This is a genomic window from Pantoea eucrina, from assembly GCF_020079945.1.
GTDB classification, from domain to species: Bacteria; Pseudomonadota; Gammaproteobacteria; order Enterobacterales; family Enterobacteriaceae; genus Pantoea; species Pantoea eucrina.
In genome coordinates this window covers 720,912-739,729 of record NZ_CP083448.1, presented here as the reverse complement: position 1 = coordinate 739,729, position 18,818 = coordinate 720,912, and the positions used below count along the sequence as shown (strand labels likewise).

General features: G+C 54.0%; 19 protein-coding genes, 1 tRNA gene and 1 pseudogene. 7 read left to right on the top strand and 14 right to left on the bottom strand.

The genetic code is table 11. From position 1 onward, the window contains the following. The first annotated feature begins 10 nt into the window (after positions 1-10). From radC to LAC65_RS03350, 5 genes and pseudogenes are all read left to right on the top strand, one after another. Positions 11-487, top strand: a complete 477-nt coding sequence (gene radC / locus LAC65_RS03370; protein WP_148810981.1) for a RadC family protein — start codon at positions 11-13, stop codon at positions 485-487. A gap of 13 nt (positions 488-500) precedes the next feature. Further along, positions 501-827, top strand: coding sequence for a type IV toxin-antitoxin system YeeU family antitoxin (locus tag LAC65_RS03365; RefSeq protein ID WP_148810982.1), 327 nt, complete (start codon positions 501-503; stop codon positions 825-827). Positions 828-851: 24 nt separating this feature from the next. Further along, positions 852-1,214, top strand: a complete 363-nt coding sequence (locus LAC65_RS03360) for a TA system toxin CbtA family protein (RefSeq protein WP_148810983.1) — start codon at positions 852-854, stop codon at positions 1,212-1,214. Positions 1,215-1,305: 91 nt separating this feature from the next. Next, a pseudogene (locus tag LAC65_RS03355) lies at positions 1,306-1,606 on the top strand (DUF4942 domain-containing protein); the annotation flags it as partial. A gap of 94 nt (positions 1,607-1,700) precedes the next feature. Continuing rightward, a complete protein-coding gene (locus LAC65_RS03350; protein WP_224144827.1) occupies positions 1,701-3,230 on the top strand; it encodes an Eco57I restriction-modification methylase domain-containing protein in 1,530 nt (509 codons plus the stop codon). A gap of 49 nt (positions 3,231-3,279) precedes the next feature. Here the strand turns inward: LAC65_RS03350 and LAC65_RS03345 are convergent, their stop codons facing one another. From LAC65_RS03345 to proB, 10 genes are all read right to left on the bottom strand, one after another. Further along, positions 3,280-4,281 carry a BsuBI/PstI family type II restriction endonuclease gene (locus LAC65_RS03345; RefSeq protein WP_224144826.1) on the bottom strand — a complete coding sequence of 334 codons (1,002 nt, stop codon included), beginning with the start codon at positions 4,279-4,281 and terminating at the stop codon, positions 3,280-3,282. A gap of 261 nt (positions 4,282-4,542) precedes the next feature. Beyond that, a tRNA-Thr gene (locus LAC65_RS03340) sits at positions 4,543-4,617 on the bottom strand. Between the two features lie 153 nt (positions 4,618-4,770). Continuing rightward, complete coding sequence (locus tag LAC65_RS03335; protein WP_039382897.1) at positions 4,771-6,516, bottom strand: amylovoran biosynthesis protein AmsF; 1,746 nt, start codon at positions 6,514-6,516, stop codon at positions 4,771-4,773. 205 nt (positions 6,517-6,721) lie between these two features. Further along, positions 6,722-7,015: a hypothetical protein gene (locus LAC65_RS03330; protein WP_039382893.1), complete on the bottom strand. Its 294-nt coding sequence runs from the start codon at positions 7,013-7,015 to the stop codon at positions 6,722-6,724. Beyond that, positions 7,012-7,356 (bottom strand): DUF7940 domain-containing protein, encoded by a 345-nt coding sequence (locus LAC65_RS03325; RefSeq protein ID WP_175540454.1) that lies wholly within the window; start codon positions 7,354-7,356, stop codon positions 7,012-7,014. The genes LAC65_RS03330 and LAC65_RS03325 overlap by 4 nt, the downstream gene beginning before the upstream one ends. Before the next feature lie 2 nt (positions 7,357-7,358). After that, on the bottom strand, positions 7,359-7,826 hold the full coding sequence (locus LAC65_RS03320; protein ID WP_039382888.1) for a glycoside hydrolase family protein: 468 nt from the start codon (positions 7,824-7,826) through the stop codon (positions 7,359-7,361). 176 nt (positions 7,827-8,002) lie between these two features. Next, on the bottom strand, positions 8,003-8,281 hold the full coding sequence (locus tag LAC65_RS03315; RefSeq protein ID WP_071668492.1) for a transcriptional antitermination N peptide: 279 nt from the start codon (positions 8,279-8,281) through the stop codon (positions 8,003-8,005). Positions 8,282-8,694: 413 nt separating this feature from the next. Then, positions 8,695-9,426, bottom strand: a complete 732-nt coding sequence (locus LAC65_RS03310) for a LexA family transcriptional regulator (protein WP_039382885.1) — start codon at positions 9,424-9,426, stop codon at positions 8,695-8,697. 352 nt (positions 9,427-9,778) lie between these two features. Beyond that, entirely contained in the window at positions 9,779-11,032 is a 1,254-nt protein-coding gene (proA, locus tag LAC65_RS03305; protein WP_039382883.1) for a glutamate-5-semialdehyde dehydrogenase, read from the bottom strand. Positions 11,033-11,042: 10 nt separating this feature from the next. Then, the gene (gene proB, locus LAC65_RS03300; RefSeq protein ID WP_039382881.1) at positions 11,043-12,146 is read right to left on the bottom strand and encodes a glutamate 5-kinase; all 1,104 of its coding nucleotides are present in this window, start codon (positions 12,144-12,146) and stop codon (positions 11,043-11,045) included. 244 nt (positions 12,147-12,390) lie between these two features. Between proB and ompC the strand changes: the two genes are divergently transcribed. Beyond that, the gene (ompC, locus tag LAC65_RS03295) at positions 12,391-13,485 is read left to right on the top strand and encodes a porin OmpC (RefSeq protein ID WP_039382879.1); all 1,095 of its coding nucleotides are present in this window, start codon (positions 12,391-12,393) and stop codon (positions 13,483-13,485) included. Between the two features lie 67 nt (positions 13,486-13,552). Here the strand turns inward: ompC and crl are convergent, their stop codons facing one another. From crl to gpt, 3 genes are all read right to left on the bottom strand, one after another. Beyond that, positions 13,553-13,954 carry a sigma factor-binding protein Crl gene (gene crl, locus LAC65_RS03290; protein WP_039382877.1) on the bottom strand — a complete coding sequence of 134 codons (402 nt, stop codon included), beginning with the start codon at positions 13,952-13,954 and terminating at the stop codon, positions 13,553-13,555. A gap of 109 nt (positions 13,955-14,063) precedes the next feature. Next, positions 14,064-15,311: an esterase FrsA gene (frsA, locus tag LAC65_RS03285; RefSeq protein ID WP_224144825.1), complete on the bottom strand. Its 1,248-nt coding sequence runs from the start codon at positions 15,309-15,311 to the stop codon at positions 14,064-14,066. Positions 15,312-15,432: 121 nt separating this feature from the next. Beyond that, positions 15,433-15,891, bottom strand: coding sequence for a xanthine phosphoribosyltransferase (gene gpt / locus LAC65_RS03280; protein ID WP_007887137.1), 459 nt, complete (start codon positions 15,889-15,891; stop codon positions 15,433-15,435). A 253-nt stretch (positions 15,892-16,144) separates the two neighbouring features. Between gpt and pepD the strand changes: the two genes are divergently transcribed. Further along, the gene (pepD, locus tag LAC65_RS03275) at positions 16,145-17,605 is read left to right on the top strand and encodes a beta-Ala-His dipeptidase (RefSeq protein WP_039382873.1); all 1,461 of its coding nucleotides are present in this window, start codon (positions 16,145-16,147) and stop codon (positions 17,603-17,605) included. A gap of 41 nt (positions 17,606-17,646) precedes the next feature. Here the strand turns inward: pepD and dinB are convergent, their stop codons facing one another. Beyond that, positions 17,647-18,702 (bottom strand): DNA polymerase IV, encoded by a 1,056-nt coding sequence (gene dinB, locus LAC65_RS03270; protein WP_224144824.1) that lies wholly within the window; start codon positions 18,700-18,702, stop codon positions 17,647-17,649. Positions 18,703-18,818: the final 116 nt, after the last annotated feature.

Sequence of the window (18,818 nt, the reverse complement as noted above, 5' to 3'; positions counted from 1 at the left end):
GGATACAGGTATGACTTTCAACTTATCACTACCGCAGGAACTACCGCTGACAACCCGGCGAACTGTTCAGCGTGCTCTGTCGCTGCTTGAACACCATCTGCGCGAGCCTGGAGCGTCATTCACGTCCACAACGGTTGTCAGGGACTGGCTGCGCCTGAAAATGACCGGGCTGGAGCGCGAGGTGTTTTTAGTGCTGTACCTTAACCAGCAAAATCAGTTAATTACTCACGAAACCCTGTTTACCGGCACTATCAACAGTACGGAAGTGCATCCCCGCGAAGTGGTGAAATCAGCCCTTCGCCATAATGCAGCCGCCGTGCTTTTTGCCCACAACCATCCCTCCGGTGAAGCTGAGCCCAGCCAGGCCGACAGACAGATTACCGACAGACTGGTAAAGGCGCTGTCGCTGGTAGAAGTCCGGGTGCTGGATCACTGCATAGTCGGAGGCATGACAGTGGTTTCATTTGCCGAACGTGGCTGGTTATGAAGGAGGGCAAAAGATGCCATTGACTGATGTAATACAGTGGGGATTACAGCGAAATTTCACACCGAATTTTGGCGCAAGGCTGGTACAGGAAGGCAACCGACTGCACTACCTGGCTGACCGGGCCAGTATCACCGGTAAATTTGGTGACGCTGAATGTCTGAAGCTGGAAGAAGCATTCCCGCATTTTATCCGCCAGATGGAACTGATGCTGAGCACTGGCGAACTAAACCCTCGTCATTCCCACTGCGTCACTTTGTACCACAATGCTTTCACCTGTGAAGCAGATACTCTCGGCAGTTGCGGTTACGTCTACATCGTTATTTATCCCACTCAACGTTAAACCTTTTTCACTCGCGAGAAAAAAATGAAAATCTTACCTGCAACAACTCAGCGGGCGGCTAAGCCGTGCCCGTCTCCCGTGACGGTCTGGCAGATGCTGCTTACCCGTCTGCTGGAACAACATTATGGCCTTACCCTGAATGACACGCCGTTCAGCGATGAAACCGTTATTCAGGAACATATCAACGCCGGTATTACGCTGGCTGATGCAGTCAACTTTCTGGTGGATAAGTACGAACTGGTTCGTATCGATCGCAGAGGATTGAGTTGGCAGGAGCAATCCCCCTATCTTCGGGCTGTAGATATCCTGCGAGCTCGACAGGCAACTGGGTTGTTGCGAGGCGGCATAATTTTTCGACACGCTGAATCTTGCGTGCAGCTTTCCTGATTTACATTCCCGAACTTACTTCCTCTTTTATTCATTGCATAATGCGCCTGCCGCTTCCGGCAGGCGTGTTTGCTTTTTACGGACGAAATACATGCAAACAGAAGCTGAAGTCTTAACTGACCACAATGAGCTAATTTTTTCGACCAGTATTGAACGCATTGTTACTGGTCGTGAGACCGCGCTTAAGGAGAATGAAGCTCTGATCCTTCAACTTGACGAAGTCTCCCGACTGACTTCCATGATTGGCGGCAATACTGCGGATCACTGGGCGATGTGACAGGGCCATTCCTTTGACAGGTGGCTGAAGCGACCTGTGGACAAAGCGATGCCGGTTGAATTACGGAATGTTGATTCTGATGGATGCCAAAGCCCGCACTCATTGGGCTAAGCATTTCTGGGGATGTTACCAGCAAGATAAACGCTATACACATAATGGATAGCGTCTGAAAGAGATGATAAGCTGTACAATTATACAGTGAGGATAAAATGGCAAGAGATTCGGTTTTGGCGATGAAATTCAATGTACTTGATACACTTCTTGAGTCTGTTGATGCCCAGCGGGTAAAGGTAAATAGCCAATTAGATGAAGCCACTCGAGGTCAAAAAGGCCAATTTATGACGCCAGCTGCCGCTGCTCGAATTTTGGCCAGTAAGTTTTGCGATTTGAATGGTGAGCTAAGCATCCTCGATGCTGGTGCTGGTGTGGGTTCTTTAACCACGGCGTTGGTTGAAAGAGCTTTGAGAGAGTTTTCGCCAAATTCTATCCATGCTAATGCATGGGAACTTGAAAACGTGCTTGTTGAAGAATTAAAGGGTTCTTTGACATTATGTGAACAAGCTACCATTGAATCAGGTGTTACCTGGCATGCAAACCTTAATTGTGTTGATTTCATTAGTCATGCTGTAAGTTTAATACACAAAAAAAATAGCGGGCAAAAAATATCTCCATTTAATAAAGCTATTTTGAACCCTCCTTACTTAAAAATTTCTGCATCAAGTGAAGAGCGTAAGCTTTTGCGTAGTGTCGGCGTAGAAACTGGAAATTTATATTCATGCTTTGTAGCATTAGCTTTAATGCTCTTAGATGATAAGGGAGAATTAGTCGCGATTACCCCACGTAGTTTCTGTAATGGACCATATTTTAATGATTTTCGTAGAGCTCTACTTGATGGAAATAATTTAAATAAGCTACATGTATTTGAAAGCCGGACAAGCGCATTCAAAGGAGATAAAGTCCTTCAAGAAAACGTAATATTTCATATCATAAAAGGTGATATTCAAGGCTCAGTAGAGATTATATCAAGCACTTGTGCCAATGATCCAGACCCTATTATTCGCATGGCTAATTTTGATGAAGTAGTTAACCCCAATAACCCTGATCATTTTATTCACATTATTACAAGTGATGAGCAAGCTGATATCGCTAGCCGTATTGGAGGGATGCCCTGTTCACTGCAAGATCTTGGTATTGGGGTGAGTACAGGTAAAGTTGTAGATTTTAGAACAAAACCTAATCTTCGTCATAATCCAGGAGAACATACTGTTCCACTCATATACCCAATGCATTTCAATAATGGATTGATTGAATACCCTGTAGAAAGCAAAAAAAAGCCCAACGCCATCGTTCTAAATGAAGAAACAGAAAAATTGATGGTTCCGAACGGAACATACATTTTAATTAAGCGCTTGACTTCAAAAGAAGAAAAACGTCGCATCGTAGCTGGGTTATATACGGCAAATGTAGCAGATGTATCAGTCGTTGGATTTGAGAATAAAACAAACTACTTTCATGCAAATGGCCAACCTTTGGACATGGATTTTGCTAAAGGGCTATGGGCTTATTTGAATAGCCATATTGTTGACCAATATTTTCGCCAATTTAACGGTCACACCCAAGTTAATGCTACTGACTTATATACTCTTCGCTACCCAAGCCATGAGCAATTAGTTAGTATGGGAAAAAAAGTCCAACAGTTTGACCAAGATTTTTTTGATAAACTTGTTGCACAATTATAAATAATAGCGAAGAAAGTCGGGTGTTATTACTCGACTTTCTTAAGTCTGTTTATTGATGAATTTGGATATTTCTGGACGGATCTTCTAATATCCACATGTACGAGTTACCGGCAAGATTTTTCAAGGCTGATTGACGTTCCGCAGCTTTTTTCCATGTAGGGTAAGTCGTAGTAAAACCAATACTCTCTTTTCCGTTTCTTATAGCAAATGCCTGCAAGCTCCGCATTTTATGGATATCTACTTCGCCGTCACTTGTAACAGCTTCTATAACCCAAAGGCTATTGTTTTGACGATTCCATAACAACACATCAGGCATAGAGTCGTGAATAGTAATTGTAATACCTGCATCTGCTAGCACACTTTGCTGTTCTGGTGTAACACGGTCACCGTCGCCATCATCAACATAGATAACTTGATAGCCTGGCAGAAAACGGGTGGCGTATACCTCATGGCTTGCACGAATCAATTGGGAATGAGCGCTTACAATAGAATTAGCTGTAGCCTGAGCTTGGGCCGCTTGTAATGCAAGCCGCTCACGTTGTGTGTCAACTTGTGCCCAACCTAATGCAAGTTCCTGCCACTGCTCCTCAGGGGCCTGAAGAATAACCATAAAGTCAGTTGAAAGACGATAAGCTGAATTTGAGGATTTTGCTATTGGATGGCCTGGTTTAAACTCTCCATCAGCGGAATCAAGATACACCTTTTCAATTGCACCAATTTCCCAAAGTGGTTTCAGCCAGTAGTCACGTCCTTCACGATCTAGTTTAAGATTACCGCCGCGCTGAAGAATACCAACATGAGTACCTATATGCGCCACAGAAGCACCATCACAGAACCTGTAACCATTACGAGCCGCTTTCTTGTACCAGCTAGGCTCATCGCATAAAAGAGAGTACACAACATCAACCATGTTATCTGTACGTCTATCTATTATTGTCAAAACATCAGTTACTCGTTGTTTAGTTACTCCTTGATAGCTATCAGGAACAACGTTCCGCCCTTCTTTTTGAGCTTCTAAACGGCGAGAAATCGCATCATCCTCAATCCCCATGATATTTACTCCCTACAAAAACTAAAGAAGCCACATGTTACAGACTTGCTAAGCCGCGCATCTATCACAAAAAATCGTTTTGATATAACTGCTAATGAACATCTTCTCATCAACGAGAAAGATCGACAAGAACGGGCCAACCCGATACTCCAGATATGTGTTGTTGATTTATATTGAAGAAAATCACTTACACATACAGTTACAAGGAAAAAAGCAGGGAGGTAAAGACGAGAGGTTTATATCGTAACTTATTGATTTTTATGGTGCCGATAATAGGAGTCGAACCTACGACCTTCGCATTACGAAGCGCTGCTCTACCAACTGAGCTACACCGGCAATGGGGCGGGAACTACGGGGAGTAAAAATAGGAAATGTGACGCGCGGCGTCAAGATGCGGTGATTCAACCGCCCGCTTTTTCAGCAGCGCCGGCGCGTTTTCCACCACAAAAAAAAAGGCGAGGCCGGAGCCTCGCCAAAAAGGTGCTGGCCTTAATCGTAATAAGGCAGCTTACGATCAACACCGTTGATATTGACCAGCACAAAGCCCGAAGGGGCCGTTTTATTGGTGGGATTACCCGCTGCCGTCGCGACAGTGAGCACCCCTTTCTCATTGGCACCAATGCCAGCTACACCATTATGCAGTCCGAAGCGCGCCGCAGGCTTGAGTGTGCCCATTTTGGTGGTATCGGTTACGACTGAAAAGTCAGTCTGGAACAGCGAGCAGGAGCCTGACTCAAAACGCGTTGGCCCGGTGGTTTTCAGGTTAATCAGCGTATCACCGCTTTTGGCGCGCAGCTTAACCCACACCACCGCATAGGTGGTGCCGACCCGGTTGTAGCGGATATCCATCACCGCAGGCTGGCCCATATGCCAGGCGTCAGCCCAGACGGTATCCAGCCGCTGCAGGTTGATCCAGGTTTTACCGGTGCCGGCCATATTGACCGGCGACGCCGCCGTGCCGGTGGGCTGGGTCGCATCCGCTTTACCAATCAGCTCCATCACCCACTGCTGGTTCGCCACCGGGAAAAAGAGCTGTCCCAGGCGATACCAGTTATCGGTATCGGTGTTATTGGTGACTTTATGGCCGCTGTAGTAACCCGTGCGCAGGGAGCCGGTGATAATAGTGCCGTGGTTCTCCTCACGCCGGTAGCCATACTCAAACGTCGAGAGCCAGCGCGTGCCCGCCAGGTCGTTGGAGATAGTAGCACCCGACTGCAGGCCAATCTGGCGCATGATCACGCGGGCGTTATTGAGGTTAAACGGCGAGCCGCAATCCTCAATGTTCAGCGTATCGATGGTCCAGCCGCCGTCGGAGAGATCGCCAGGGTTACGCGTATGCTCAATCCAGACGTTACGCATAATGCCCTGCGTCACGCGCGGCATATAGAGCGTGGCGTCACCGTAACCGGTCTGGAAGTTACAGTTGCAGATCTCAATCGCGGTGGAGTGGTCCCACTTACCTTTTGGCGAGTTTGACCAGCCGATGTCGAATACGCGCCCGTAGGTCCACAGGGTGTAGATCTGGTCAAACTTACTGTCGAGGGTATCCAGCACTTTAATGACGGTCCCGCCGCTATTCTGCGCGCGGAAACAGTAGATATTTACCGTAGAGCCTTCGATGCAGGTGTTTTCGAAGAAGGGCTGCACGTTGGTACACAGCTCGGCTGTGATAGTGCCTTTGTTGGTATTGGTATCGGCGGACGCCTGACCATGCCAGGTGATCCCTTTGATCGCGGTGCGGCGCGCCTTCACTTTGAACACCGTATTGGCGCTCTTGTCGGAAATGATCGTGGTACGCGGCAGCGAACCCAGCTCCACATCATCCCCCTGCAGGCCAAAGAAGGCGACCTCAGTATCACTGATATCTATCGGGTTAATCAGGAATTTACCGCCCGGAAAGCGCACCGGCAGATCGCGGATATTGCCGCTGTAGCCCTGGGTCCACGCCAGCATGCGTTTGAAGGGTTCGGTGTCATTGGCGTAGCCATCTCCCTTCGCACCAAAGTGGTAGACGTTGAGGTCTGCCGGGTCGTTGATCACGCGCTTCCAGTAGAAGCCATTACCGACCGCCAGCGTACCGCCATCGTCAGCCGCCGTGGTCGTCCCGATAAAACCGGTAAAGTCACCGCCACCGCGAAAGTTTGAGTCCGCATTGTAGCGGCGCAAAAACGCAGAATCGCCGTTTTTAGCAGGTGCAGTGGTACGCAGTTCAGCAAATGAATTAACTTCGATCATGTCAGCCTCCTCGGCTTATACAGGGGTATTGGAATAGCGTCAGAAGGAGCGGCGTTAGCGTGCCGGCGTGCGGCAGTGCCGATCCCAGAGGTCGTTGTGATTGTTAATGGCACGCACGGTGCGAATATCCATGCGATCGGCGTCACTGCCGTGGGTATAAATGGGTGAAAACAGAGAGCAGGCGGAGTCGATAACGACCGGCGCCTCAGGGCTGGTGGTACTTCGATTGCTGCAGCTTGTCACGAGCGGCAGCATCATCAAGATTACTGTTGCTGATTTCCACACGTCGGGCCTCCTCACGCAGCTGCTGCTGCTGCTGGTTAACCGCTACCGCCTGCGCCGCTGTTTTTTCTGCGCGTTCGGTGTCTGCTTTAGCCTGCTGCTGCACTTTGCCGATCTTTTTACCGCCAGCGTAGCTGGCTACCAGCGCGGCGATGATGCCGAACAGCGCCGCCAGCCAGTGCCAGCTGCCCGCCAGCAGGGAAAGAAGAAAACTCATGATTTTTCCTCCAGCGCGCTGCGTTTTTCCGCCAGATTTTTCTGTCGCACAAACTGCGCCATAACGCCCATTGCCACCATAAAGGCACCAATTAACCCCAGGTAGTTGTGCGGCAGAACCTCTTTGACGTCCGGCGGCAGCGCGTTCCAGGCATCGAGCGCGGAAGCGGGAAAAGATTGCGCCCACGCGCTGAGCATGGAGCCGAGTGAAGCGAGCCACACTGACCAGGTTTTAAACAGCAGGCGCGCGTGTTTAACAAACTCCAGCGTGGTGAAGCGCTGCAGCAGGAGCAGTAGTATGATTGCCGCCAGTACCGCAATGATGAAGATCATCCACTTCATGTTCATAGCAGCCCCCGGTAGATGTCATAGGTGCCGCTGCGCATCGCTTCCGCATGCCGCCGGGCGCGTCCGGCGGTCTGCCGCGCCCAAAGGCTATCCAGCATGGCATTCGCTGCGGCGTCAAAGTCGCCCTGCGTGACCGAGGTGAGCATGCCGCGAAACAGCGCAAGCCCCTCCACGCCCATCTGATACGCCATGCTAATCAGCACGTCACTGCGGGCGTCGTTGCACTTCAGCAGCGCCTGGCGGATCAGTTCGCGCTGCTGCATCTCCTGCACTTTTTTCTCCACAATGCACTGCTTCCAGACGTCCCCGACGCGGCGCGGCACCTGAAAGATGTAGTTGCTCAGCGAGGCGCCCTTTGGTCCGATGCGGATGCCGCCCGCCACGGTGGGAAAGCCCTGCGTATCCAGATAGGGCGCTTCGCGATAACCCTCTTCAAAATTTAAAATGGCAATAATCTGGCTCATATCCGTTCCTTCTTTGAGGCGCAACGCGGAGTACGCTGCGCACAGGGTCAGCACACTTAAACGTCACTGATCGGTCAGCCATTCGCGCACGCCAGATTCAAGCGCAACGCTCAAGCGTGGTTAAACAGTGAGCAATGTAAAAACGTTCCGTTCAGAACTGGAAAAGCAGGAGAAACTTAACGGGTAGCGTAGAGATGAACGTGAGGTAAACAGCAGTTATCGAAACTGGCGCTTTCACTGTGCGAGCGTCCCGGCGCCAGTACGGCACGCTCTACTCTGGATCGAATCTCCCGCTGACAGATACGTTCAGCAGTGCGCAGCGTGACGTCATCGCATTCGAGCCCGAGTGCGTTGTCGATAGTACGGTTCAGACGTGCGAGTGGCTGGCGTCGTCGATGACGCCGGGTTCGTGCATTACCGGTAAACGCTGATTTGCCATATTGGATAATCGCCATAACTCCTCCTGTGAATGAGTTTTTGGCGATGGGGTGGCAAACGCGGCCTTCCGGCAGAGGCCGGTGCGTCCGGTGTGCCACTGGAATCACCCACAATCCGCTTTCCCGGTCGTTAAAAAACGGCCAGGAAAAAGCAGAGAGAAGTGAAGGCAGGAGACAACTGACAACGCTGCTGAGTGCGTATCCACCCCATCCCAAAATACACTGATTTTGAGTGGGTAGTTTCGCGCTTGTGCAGCGCCTCAATTGTTTAAGAGCGGGCCCATCCGGGGGCAACGATTTCGTCCATCTATGGTCAAATTATTAACATGTTCTAATACTTTGGCAAACACCAACAGTTAATTTTTTATTTACCAGCAGTTAAATTTATGATTTCAGCCGGGTTATTTTTTTCTGCCGATGCCGGCAACGGCTCAGCCCAGGATCTGATAATCACGTGCCTGGCTCATGATGACGCGGGCGATCACCTGCAGAGAATCGGCTTCATCCAGCGTCAGATACCAGGTCTCATAGCGCTTGTTATCTGAGATAACGGCCACTTTTTTATGCTGCAATTGCAGGCGTTTGAGATAGAGCTGATCGTCAAGCGTAAACAGATAAATTCCATCGCCATCAAAGTGATGCACGCTGATATCGACAAACAGCTGATCGCGCGGTGCGAAGGTGCCGGCCATTGAATCGCTGTTCAGCGCAATAAGCCGGATGCTTTCTGCCGGGCGGCCATTAAACAGCACGCGCGCCTCATCCAGACCATATTCTATCGCCTGAATGGTCTCTACCAGCTCATCGCGCGCGGCAATGCCCTGCGCGCTGCGCTGGCCGATATCCAGGCTCTCCACGCGGAACATATGCCCGGCGGAGAGCAGACGCTGCTGCGAAAGCCCGGCATCCGGTTTCTCCATACCAAACTGCAGCCACTCCACGCGCACGCCCAGCAGATCGCTTAGCGCTAACAGATTCCCGTCATCCGGAATCGACTGACCGTTGAACCATTTCCATACCCCCGGCGTTGAAATTTTGCATCCTCTTTGCTGCAACGCCTGTGCAACCTGTTTGTTTCGTCCATGTCCGACAATTCCCGCACTTTCGCATGCGGCAATCAGCCTGGCAGTAAAAGCGTGTTTTGTACTCTCTTTTTTAACCATCAGTTAATTGTCTGCCATCAGTAAAAGACTGAATGTTATTTTGGTTTTTGCTACCAGTTCATTTTATATTACCGCTAGTTTACTACCCACGCGATATTATCAATGAAGCTGGAGGATCATTATCCTCGCCCGTCTGCGCTAAACCAGCAATAAATGTGTGACAGCTTGTTCTGACTGAGGTTTTCAGGAATCTTCTGTTAAACCCGGACCAGCGCTTACACAAAAAAATGGGTGAAAAGCGGCTGACGCGCCACAGATGACAGATAAATTTCAGAAAGCTGTGATATTGAGTGGATCTAAAGCAAAAAAAATGGGTACCTGTACAGGTACCCATCTGAGGCGGGCAGGACGGCTAGCGGCGCAGCGTATCGTCGCCCCAGCCAATCCATTTGTAGGTGGTCAGCGCTTCCAGCCCCATCGGACCGCGCGCGTGCAGTTTTTGCGTACTGACTGCCACCTCAGCGCCCAGACCAAACTGGCCGCCGTCGGTGAAACGGGTACTGGCGTTGACGTAGACCGCAGAAGAGTCCACCTGCTGAACAAACGCATTCGCGTGCCGGATGCTGCGCGTCAGAATGCCGTCGGAGTGCTGGGTGCCATATTCACGAATGTGCGCAATCGCCTCATCCATGTCCGCTACCCGCTTCACGTTGAGATCGTTTGACAGCCACTCATCGCGATAGTGCGCCTCGCTCACTGCGACGACGCTGGCCGGCCCTGTCTGCAGCTGCGCCAGAATATTGGCATCGCCGTGCAGCGTAATATTTTCCTGCGCCATACGCTGCAGGAAAGCTGGCAGGAAACGATCGAGTTGATCCTGATGGATCAGCAGCGTCTCCAGCGAGTTGCAGGCGCTCGGCCGCTGTTTTTTGGCGTTAACGATGATCTCAAGCGCCGGCGCGATCTCCATCGTCTCATCAAGATAGAGATGGCAGACGCCGATACCACCGGTGATCACCGGGATAGTGGAGTGTTCACGGCACAGCTTATGCAGCCCTGCTCCGCCGCGCGGGATCAGCATATCGACATAGCGATCCAGCTTCAGCAGCTGACTGACCAGCTCGCGATCCGGATTTTCAATCGCCTGTATGGCCCCGGCTGGCAGGTTGTGCTTTACCAGCGCACGCTGAATGACTCTGACCGTGGCCGCATTGGTGCGCCATGTCTCTTTACCGCCGCGCAGGATGGCTGCGTTGCCGGTTTTCAGGCAGAGAGCCGCCACATCAACGGTGACGTTCGGACGCGCTTCGTAAATAACGCCCACTACGCCGAGCGGCACACGACGCCGTTCAATACGCAGGCCGCTGTCGAGCTGGCCCCCGTCAATAAGCTGTCCGACCGGATCGGCCAGCTGGCAGACCTGCCGCACATCATCGGCGATACTCTTCAGCCGCTGCGGCGTCAGCGTCAGGCGATCAAGCAGTGCCGCGCTCATGCCGCTCTGCCGCGCGTCGGCCAGATCCTGTTCATTCGCCGCCAGAATCTCTGCGTGATCCGCCTCCAGCCCTTCAGCCAGGGTGAGCAACACCTGATTTTTCTCTGCGGTGGAGAGCGCCGCCAGCGCGTACGATGCCGCCCGCGCCGCCTTACCCATTTCCTCTAACATTTTCTGCTCCTTAGCTGACAACCATGTCGTCGCGATGCACGGCAACCGGGCCATATTCATAACCGAGAATATCACCGATCTCCTGGCTGTGATGTCCGGCGATCATGCGCATCGCATCGCTGTTGTAACGCGTCACGCCGTGGGCGATATCGCGTCCCTGCAGGTTGCGGATCCGGATCACCTCACCGCGTGAGAAATTTCCCTGCACCTCGCGGATGCCTTTAGGCAGCAGCGAACTGCCGCGCTCCAGCACCGCCGCCAGGGCACCATCATCAATGGTGATTTCGCCGGCCGGCGGCGCGCCGAAGATCCAGCGCTTGCGGTTCTCCAGCGGCGACTGCTGCGCATGAAAGCGCGTGCCGACCGGTTTGCCGTTCAGCACATCGCTAATCACATCGGGACGGCTGCCGGCAGCGATAATCACATCGATGCCGGCGCGACAGGCGACATCCGCAGCCTGCAGTTTGGTTGCCATACCACCGGTGCCTAATCCTGACACGCTGCCGCCCGCCAGCGTCCGCAGCGCATCATCAATCTGGTGCACGTCGCTAATCAGCTGCGCCTCCGGATTCGTGCGCGGATCGGCGGTAAACAGCCCCTGCTGATCGGTCAGCAGCAGCAGTTTGTCCGCTCCGCCCAGCATTGCCGCCAGCGCCGAGAGGTTGTCGTTATCGCCAACTTTAATTTCCGCCGTAGCGACCGCATCGTTTTCGTTAATCACCGGAACGATGTGGTTATCCAGCAGCGCGCGCAGCATATCGCGCGCATAAAGAAAGCGTTCGCGATCTTCCATATCCGCGCGCGTCAGCAGCATCTGCCCGATATGGATGCCATAAATAGAGAACAGCTGCTCCCACAGCTGGATCAGACGGCTCTGCCCCACCGCAGCCAGCAGCTGCTTTGAGGCGATGGTCGGTGGCAGTTCGGGATAGCCAAGGTGTTCACGTCCGGCCGCAATCGCGCCGGAGGTGACAATAACAATGCGATGTCCCGCCGCGTGCATTTGTGCACACTGGCGAACCAGCTCCACCATGTGCGCCCGATTCAGCCGGCGCGAACCGCCGGTGAGAACGCTGGTACCCAATTTGACCACCAGGGTCTGACTGCCACTCATATTTTCCTGCCATCTGAGAAAAAATCCGCGAACGGACGTTTTATCAGGAGTCAGCAAGGAAGCCAACAGCCACGCCGGGAAAAGCGCGAATTTCCGCAGGCCAGTCAGCACAACTTAACCGCCTCGTTCACCCCGATTGCGCAAATCTGTCATAAAACCTTCATCAGCGATCGGTAAAACGTCCCGTGTTTTACAAACCTTTTCACGGGTACATACTTTTTTTACTCATCGGGATTGATAGCAAATGAAGAAAAGCACACTGGCACTGGTTGTTTCCGCACTGGCTTTGGCCACAACGGCACAAGCCGCAGAAATTTATAATAAAGACGGCAACAAACTGGATCTCTACGGTCGCGTAAAAGGGATGCATTATTTCAGTGACAATGCAGGCGCGGACGGTGATAAAACTTACGTGCGTCTCGGTTTTAAAGGTCAGACGCAGATCAACGATCTGATGACGGGTTACGGCCAGTGGGAATATCAGTTTCAGGGCAACCGCTCTGAAGGCAGTGACGCGAACAACGGCAACAAAACCCGTCTCGGCTTTGCCGGCCTGAAATTTGGCGACTACGGCTCAATCGATTATGGCCGTAACTACGGCGTGCTGTATGACGTGGAAGCCTGGACCGACGTCTTCCCTGAGTTCGGGGGTGACGGCACCGCGCGCACCGATAACTTTATGGCGGCGCGCACGTCAGGCGTGGCAACTTACCGCAACAGTAATTTCTTTGGTCTGGTGGATGGCCTGCGCTTCGCCCTGCAGTATCAGGGTAAAAACGACGCCGACAGCGCGAACAGCCGCGGCAGCGCAGCGGATACCAGCACCCAGAACGGCGACGGCTACGGCGCATCCCTGGGCTACACCATTGGCGATAGCGGCGTCAGCCTGATGTCAGCCATTACCTCATCCGATCGCACCAGCCAGCAGCAGCAGGCCGGCCTGCTCGGACGCGGCGACAAAGCGGAGTCCTGGGGAGCCGGTATTAAATATGATGCCAACGCCCTCTACCTGGCGTCCATCTACACCGAGACGCGCAACATGACGCCAATCGGCACGCGCGGCTTTGCCAACAAAGCGCAGAACATTGAAATGGTGGCGCAGTATCAGTTCGATTCCGGTCTGCGTCCGTCACTCGGCTATGTACAGACCAAAGGCAAGGATATTGAAGGCGTGGGTGATGAAGACCTGGTGAAATATGTTGATCTGGGCCTGACGTACTACTTCAATAAAAACATGTCGACCATGGTGGATTACAAAATCAATCAGCTGGATGACAACAACAAGCTGGGGCTGAACAATGACGATGTGGTGGCCGTTGCGCTGACCTATCAGTTCTGATTACCCGCTGCGGTATCGACACCCTGACAACGCAAGAGCCGGCGCATGACCGGCTCTTTTTTTTACGTTATGCGCTCAGCTTAACCGGCTCTTCTTTAAAACCAGCTGCGGGACGCAGATCGAGCTTCTGCTCGTGCAGCATCGCTTTCAGCCGCTCATGAAAGTTACGCAGGGTGCTCTCTACACGCTCGTTGTTCTCTTTACCTTTAATGGTTGTCACACTCCAGTCGCCCTCTTTATCAAACAGGCCGAAGTGATATTCGTAGGTAAAGTGATCGCTGTGCGCATCCAGCGTCATCCACCAGCCCCAGAACTCGCGGCTCTCCGGTGCAGGCTTTACGTTAACGCAGGCAGCCAGGCAGTCAAAAAAGAAACGCGTATCTTCGCATTTTCCTTCACGGATGTACGGCCCCAATTCGGTGAAGCGCTTAAGCAGGCGACTACGGGGGTGACCACTCGGTAACGTCATGCTAATTCTCTCCCTCAAATAAACCGTAAAAAAAGCAGCGCGCCGCGCAAAGGGCGCAGCGCGTAATATGCCGACATTAAGTTTTAGCAGAGGTTTTGTGTTTTGCCAGTTACCGCTGCAACTGTTTGCTGAGCCAGTCACAGATCTGATTCAGCGCTTTCTCAAAACTGTGAAATACCGGTGAAGCCGGGATAGCCAGCGTTTTGCCCTGCGCCGACGAACCGGCAATCAGGCGTGAGTCCTCCTCCGGGCTGAAAAGATCGTCCGGCCAGCAAGCGGCCAGCATCGGCACCGGGGTGCGGCGTCCCAGCAGCCCCTGTACCTTCAGCGAATAGCGATTCAGCTCAATGCGCAGGTTGCTGTCGGACGTTGACGCCATACCCAGCCGGCTCGCCAGCATATCCATATACATGTCCGGCAGCTGCTGCTGACGCGCCGCGTCAACAAACACGCCGTGTACCATCGCGCCCAGCGTGGCCACGGCACGGATACGCGGTACTTCAAGCCAGGCGAGTCGGGTCGCAATATTGGCACCAAAGCGGTAGCCAAACAGCGCCACGCGGGTGTGATCGATCCACGGCACGTTGCTGAGCTCGCGCAGAACCTGCTGATGCAGATGGCTGGTGTCCTGGTTTAGCGTCCATTTACTGCTATAGCCAACCGATGGCATATCCAGCGTCAGCATAGCGATACCGCGCGGGGCCAGGTAGTCATGAAACAGCCGATAGTGATCGCTCTGCAGCGAATCAAGCCCCCCGCACAGCATCACGGTGGGATAAGGTGCGCTGGCCTGCGCCGGCATATGCAGAAACCCGGTAACCGGGCTGCCGCCACTGACGGGAAACGTCAGCGATTTCAGCTCGCCCGGCAGCCGCCGGGTCGCCTCTTCATAGGCGCGATTAGCCAGCACCTGCGCCTGATCGGCCAGCTCATCGCCTTTAATATAGGGATAGGCCGCGAGGCTGTAGAGATTCGCCGCATGCAGCCACTGCTGGCCCGCTTCATCATGCTGCTCGCTCTGCATCGCCCGCTGCTGCCAGAGCGCCGCCTGCTTTGACCACTCAAAATTCCAGTTGCCGCCGCGATAGCCGATTACCGTATCCAGCAGCGCCTCATCGGTGTGTTCAAAGCGGCTGACGGCGATGCGCGCCAGGACTTCGCTGATCTCCTGCGGTGACAGGCCGCGCCATGTCCAGAGCAGCTTGTTAAGCATGCGATACCAGCCGCGCTGAGTATCCCCCTCCAGCGCGTTATGCACCTGTGCGGTAGCGTGATGCTGGCGGCGCACCAGGGAAGAGGTTTCGGGATGTTTAAAACGCGGCTTGAATAACTCTTCGCTAAGATTTTTTTCGGCCATCTGATGGTTTCTCCTGCGGCGGTCGCATAGATGGCTATGAGTTTACTGCACCCGCCCCGGCTGCGCGAGGCGCGAATAGCACAACGCCCGGCTTAACCGGGCGTTGTTTGCGTTGCATCAATCAGCTTTTGACGATTGGCGGAATATAGACCACGCCCATGTCCCACGGCTGTTCGATCCAGGTGTTCTGCGGGATATCCACAATGTAATCATCCACCAGCGCGCGGCCAGCAGGCTTGGCGAAGATGGTGCAGAAACGCGCTTTCGGATACATATCACGGATCGCCTGCGCAGTGCCGCCGGTGTCGACCAGATCGTCGATAACGATAAAGCCTTCACCGTCGCCTTCGGCGCGCTTCAGCACTTTCATTTCGCGCTGGTGATCGTGATCGTAACTGGAGATGCAAACGGTATCGACGTAGCGAATACCCAGCTCACGCGCCAGCAGCGATGCCGGAACCAGACCGCCGCGGCTTACCGCGATGATGCCTTTCCACTGTTCCACAGGAAGCAGGCGCTGGGCCAGTTTACGGGCATGAATCTGCAGCATGTCCCAGGTTACGACGTATTTTTCGCTCATAAAAGGAATCCCAACCACCAAAAGTGGCTTAAAAATATGCAAGGGGGAAAAGGTTGCGCGAGATTATAAGGATCTGACGCGTTAAAAACCAGCATCCGTCACACTGGTTGCAGGTTTTTAGCGCGCCTGATGACGCGCCTGCGAATAAAGGGTGATATTCTCTGGCTCATCACGTCAGATGAGCTGACGGCGATCTTAAACCGGAAACTGCGTGCGAGCGGCCTGTCCGCCACGCTGATACAGGAGACGCGTTGTGTCTGAATTGTCTCAACTCTCCCCGCAGCCGCTGTGGGATATCTTCGCCAAAATCTGCTCCATTCCCCACCCTTCTTATCATGAAGAGGCGCTGGCTGAATATGTGGTCAGCTGGGCCAAAGAGCAGAATTTCTGGGTCGAACGCGATCGGGTCGGTAATATTCTGATCCGCAAACCTGCCACGCCCGGCATGGAAAACCGCACGCCGGTTGCCCTGCAGGCGCACCTGGATATGGTGCCGCAAAAGAACAACGATACCGCCCACGATTTCACGAAAGATCCGATTCAGCCGTGGGTGGACGGCGAATGGGTGAAAGCGCGCGGCACCACGCTGGGTGCAGATAACGGTATCGGCATGGCGTCAGCGCTGGCGGTACTGGCTGACAACAGCCTGACGCACGGCCCGCTGGAAGTGCTGCTGACCATGACCGAAGAGTCGGGCATGGATGGCGCGTTTGGCCTGCAGCCGGACTGGCTGCAGGCAGAGATCCTGATCAACACCGACTCTGAAGAAGAGGGTGAGATCTACATGGGTTGCGCGGGCGGCATCGACTTTATTACCACGCTGCCGCTGAGTCGCGAAGCGGTGCCAGCCGGCTATGAAACGCTGAAGCTGACGCTTAAAGGTCTGAAAGGTGGTCATTCCGGTGCGGATATCCATCTTGGTCTCGGCAACGCGAACAAACTGCTGGCGCGTTTCCTGGCCGCCCATGCCCGCGAGCTGGATCTGCGTCTGATCGACTTTACCGGCGGCACGCTGCGTAACGCGATCCCGCGTGAAGCCTTTGCCACGCTGGCCGTTGAGAGCCACAAAGTGGACGCGCTGAAATCTGCGGCGATGCACTTCCAGGCGATACTGCTCAACGAGCTCGGCAGCAAAGAGAAGCATATTGTGCTGCAGACCGAGCCGCTGGCGCAGCAGGCTGAGGCGCTGAGCGCGGAGAGCCGCGATCGCTTTATCAACCTGCTCAACAGCACCCCTAACGGCGTGATCCGTAATTCAGACGTGGCGAAAGGCGTGGTTGAAACCTCGCTGAACGTGGGTGTGGTCAGCATGGATCAGGCTAACGCTGAAATCATCTGCCTGATCCGTTCGCTGATCGATACCGGCAGAGAGTGGGTGGTAGAGACGCTGACCTCGCTGGGCGCGCTGGCGGGCGCGCAGACTGCGCCAAAAGGCGGTTATCCGGGCTGGCAGCCTGACGCTGACTCACCGGTCATGGCGCTGACGCGCACCACCTACGAAGCGCTGTTTGGCAAAACGCCAAACATTCAGGTGATCCATGCCGGTCTGGAGTGTGGCCTGTTCAAGAAACCGTATCCGCATATGGATATGGTCTCTATTGGACCGACCATTACCGGCCCGCACTCGCCGGATGAGCAGGTGCATATTGAGAGCGTTGGCCTCTACTGGAAGCTGCTCACTGCGCTACTGAACGCGATTCCGGCAAAAGCGTAATCGATGCCGCTCCCCTGTCCGCTTGCCGGGCGGGGGAGATTTCAGAGTCCCAGCAGCAGCTGACGCTCCAGCTGCGGGTCCACCAGCGTAACGTGCAGTCCCACCAGCCTTACTCCGCGATCTGCCCGACGCGCCTCCCAGACCTGACGCGCCACCGCCACCATATCCTCTTTATTCAGCACCGCCCAGACGTGCTCCTGCGTGGTCTGCTGAAAATCGCTGAACTTAAATTTCACCCCCTGCCGGGCGATCTGCTTATCTGGCCGGATAGCCCCCAGACGGCGATCCAGCTCCGCATAGAGGTAGTCGATAATCGGCAGGCACTGCACCCAGTGGTGGATATCTTCCGGCAGCGTACGCTCTACCCCCAGCGACTTACGTTCACGTTCGACGATCACTTCGCGGTCATCGATGCCGTTGCTGCGTTCCCAGAGCGAGCGGCCAAACTTTCCGAACCGCTTCAGCAGCAGCGCCAGATCGGCGCGCTGCACGTCAGCACAGGTACGCAGCCCCATCTCTTCCAGCTTTTTGGTCGCCACTTTGCCCACGCCCGGGATCTTGCTGAGCGGCAGCTCATGCAGAAACGCCGGCACCGTCTGCGGGGTGATCACATACTGGCCGTCAGGCTTATTAAGGTCGGAGGCGATTTTCGCCAGAAATTTGATCGGTGCGATGCCAGCTGACGCGGTCAGTCCGGTTTCGCGCAGAATATCCGCGCGGATCGCCTGCGCCATCAGCGTCGCCGACCCCTGGCAGTGCAGACTGCTGGTGACATCCAGATAGGCTTCATCCAGCGAGAGCGGTTCAATCAGCGGCGTGTAGCGGAGAAAGATGTCGCGGATCTGTCGCGAGGCTTCTTTATAGGCGTCAAAGCGTCCCGGCAGCAGGCGCAGGTGCGGACAGAGACGCAGCGCGGTCGAGGTCGGCATGGCGCTGCGCACGCCATATTTGCGCGCCGGATAGTTAGCGGTACTGATCACTCCGCGCTGAACGCGGTTGCCGCCAATCGCGATAGGGATATCCCGCAACGACGGATCGTCACGCATCTCAACCGCTGCGTAAAAGCAGTCCATATCGACATGAATGATTTTGCGCATACCCCCTCCGGACACTGGCTAAGTATACAGTAGCGAAGGCGTTGAGCAATCGTCATCGGCACCGATGCCGCGCCTGAGCGCTTTTACTCCCCGATGCATCACAACTTTGCGCCATT